The sequence below is a fragment of the Paraconexibacter sp. genome (assembly GCF_041602235.1).
Taxonomy (GTDB): domain Bacteria; phylum Actinomycetota; class Thermoleophilia; order Solirubrobacterales; family Solirubrobacteraceae; genus Paraconexibacter.
In genome coordinates this window covers 1-2,348 of the sequence record NZ_JBFIGP010000421.1, presented here as the reverse complement: position 1 = coordinate 2,348, position 2,348 = coordinate 1, and the positions used below count along the sequence as shown (strand labels likewise).

2 protein-coding genes and 1 pseudogene are annotated in these 2,348 nt (G+C 74.2%); 1 reads left to right on the top strand and 2 read right to left on the bottom strand.

Translation table 11 applies throughout. The features are described from left to right. Positions 1-178: 178 nt before the first annotated feature. Positions 179-1,612, bottom strand: a complete 1,434-nt coding sequence (locus ABYE80_RS19865) for a radical SAM domain-containing protein (RefSeq protein WP_372792040.1) — start codon at positions 1,610-1,612, stop codon at positions 179-181. 71 nt (positions 1,613-1,683) lie between these two features. Between ABYE80_RS19865 and ABYE80_RS19860 the strand changes: the two genes are divergently transcribed. Then, entirely contained in the window at positions 1,684-1,959 is a 276-nt protein-coding gene (locus tag ABYE80_RS19860) for a hypothetical protein (RefSeq protein WP_372792039.1), read from the top strand. A gap of 10 nt (positions 1,960-1,969) precedes the next feature. Here the strand turns inward: ABYE80_RS19860 and ABYE80_RS19855 are convergent. Beyond that, positions 1,970-2,348 (bottom strand): annotated as a pseudogene (locus ABYE80_RS19855) (glycosyl transferase); the annotation flags it as partial.

The following is a 2,348-nucleotide window of genomic DNA, read 5'->3' as shown; positions in this document are numbered from 1 at the left end:
TGTCGCAGGCGCACCCGATCGAGGCCAGTCCCGGACAGGTGCTCGACGCCGGGCTGCGCGGCGATGCGCACGTGGTCGGTCTTGCGCTCGGCGGCGCTGGGGTCGGGTGCGGTGGTCGACGGCGTCGGATGCAGCATGCACCTGACGTACGGGCGAACCGCGGCCGCGGACCGCGCGGTCAGGTCGAGGGCCCGTCCGCGGCGCGTACACGCTCGCCCGCGCCGACGTGCGGGCCGAGCAGGTCCAGCAGCGCACGGTTCTCCAGCGGATCGAGGACGCTGTGCTGGGCGCACGCCGGCACGAGCACGTCCTCCTCGGGGTGGCTCATCGCGTACGAGCAGGCGCGCAGCCGGTCGATGGTCTCCTGGATCTCCGGGTCCGGGTCCTCGTGGCGGCCCGCGCGCAGCGCGGTCCAGGCGGGCCGCACGTGGCGCGCGTCCATGAAGGAGTGCATGACGTAGGTCACCGGCCGAGGCGGTGAGCGCAGCAGCGCCCGGGGACCGCCGGCCCGGCGCGTGAACCGTCGCGCCGCCCCGAGGGCCCGGGGCACGATGACCGGGTGCCGGGCCACGCCCCTGAGGACCCGCACCGCCACGAGCCCGCGCGCGGCGGCGAAGTCCAGCCCGCCGAACGCCCGGACGAACGCCACGAGCGCGGCCTCGTCCCGCGGGTCGTCCTCGTCGAGCAGGGGGACGTAGCGCTCGCCGACGAACGCGCCGTACGCGGTCCGGTTGCACCGCTCGTCGCCGATCTGCAAGGCCCGGAAGTGCAGGCGGGCGCCCACGCCGCGCTCGATCTCGGCCCAGACGTCGTCGCCGGAGCAGGACCGGTACTCGTCCTTCCAGCGGGCCTCGTTGCCGATGAACGCCGCGGGCTGGAAGCTGAACATGCGGAAGCCCATGTCCCGGCACGCGCGCACGACCTCCGCGACCTCGCCGAGGTTGCGCGGGGTCACCGTCATGTTGTGCGCGAGGTAGCTCGTGACCCCGTGCTCCCGTTCCAGGCGCGCGAACATGTCGCAGAAGGCCTGCCGGAACGGGTGCAGCGACGCCTCGTCGGGCGGGCGGCGCAGACCACGGCGGCCGAACATCATCGAGTCGAAGTGCCCGGCGAAGCTCAGGTGCCGGAAGCGCGGGGCCGCGGTCCGCGGATCGAGCGCCAGTGCCGCGAGGTAGGTGTAGTCGAAGTCGCCGTGGCTCATCGACATGGGCTTGCGCTCGTGCGCGTGGAGCGCTGTGAGCGCGCGGGCGTGGTCCTCGGCGTCCAGGAGGGTCACCTCGCCGCCGATGAGCTGGGCGTACTGGCCCGGCCCGCGGCGTGCACGCAGGTAGGCGAACTGCCGGTCGATCTCGGCGACGGTGTGCGCGCCGTCGGTCCGGACCGCGTTCGCGCTCCTGGCGTGGTAGCACGGCGTGCAGGCCAGGTCGCACCTCGGGAAGACGCCGTGGGTCCCCTCGCACCCCGCCGTCCGCGTGCCCAGCATCTGCCGCGGGCCCTTGACGTGGGCGGGCAGCTCGTCCCACCGCCGGCTGAGCGCGGCGGTGAGGTCCGGGTGCTCCGGTCGGGTGCGGATCTCGAGGTCCCGCAGGGCAGCAAGCAACCGGCGCAGCATGTGGCGATGCTACGGCCCGGGCACATCGCGCGCAGGGGTCCGCCCCCGGGTGTGGAAGGATCGATCCAGCGATGGTCGACGAGACCCTTTCAGACGGCGTGCACATCCGAACGGGCGACGTCGTGCTGGCGCGTGGCGGGGGGCTGCCGGTCGTGCAGTTCTACGCGGTGGTCACCGGGTCCCGGCTGGGACGATTGACCGTCGAGCGCTGCGACGGACGCCCCAGCGGCCCGCTGTCGCTCCGGGACGTGGTCTGCGTCTACCGGGCGGCGGGCGCACCCGCGGCGTCCTCGATCGAGCCGACGCAGCGACGCCGCCCGACGGCGCAGCTCAAGCTCGAGCTCTGAGCCGCGCCGCTCAGCGGACCGCGCGGTACAGGTGCGCCAGCCGATCGGCCGGGACGCCGACGGCGAACAGCCACCGGATCACGCCCCAGGCGACCCACGTTCGCAGGATCCCGGCGGTCCGCCAGCGGCGGGACGAGGTCGTCGCCGGGCCCGGCAGGCACACGGTCGGACCGAGGCGCTCCAGCCTGCGGACGAAGTCGGCGTCGTCCATGATCGGGATCTCGCGGAACCCGCCGAGGGACCGCAGGGCGGATCGCGTGCACCACACGCTGCTGTCGCCGTAGTACCAGCCGCCGCGCCGCTGCAGGGCGTACCACGCGGTGAGCAGTCGGCTGAAGCGGTCGGCCCCGTCGAAGCGCAGCGCGAAGTTGCCCCCGACCACCCCAGGC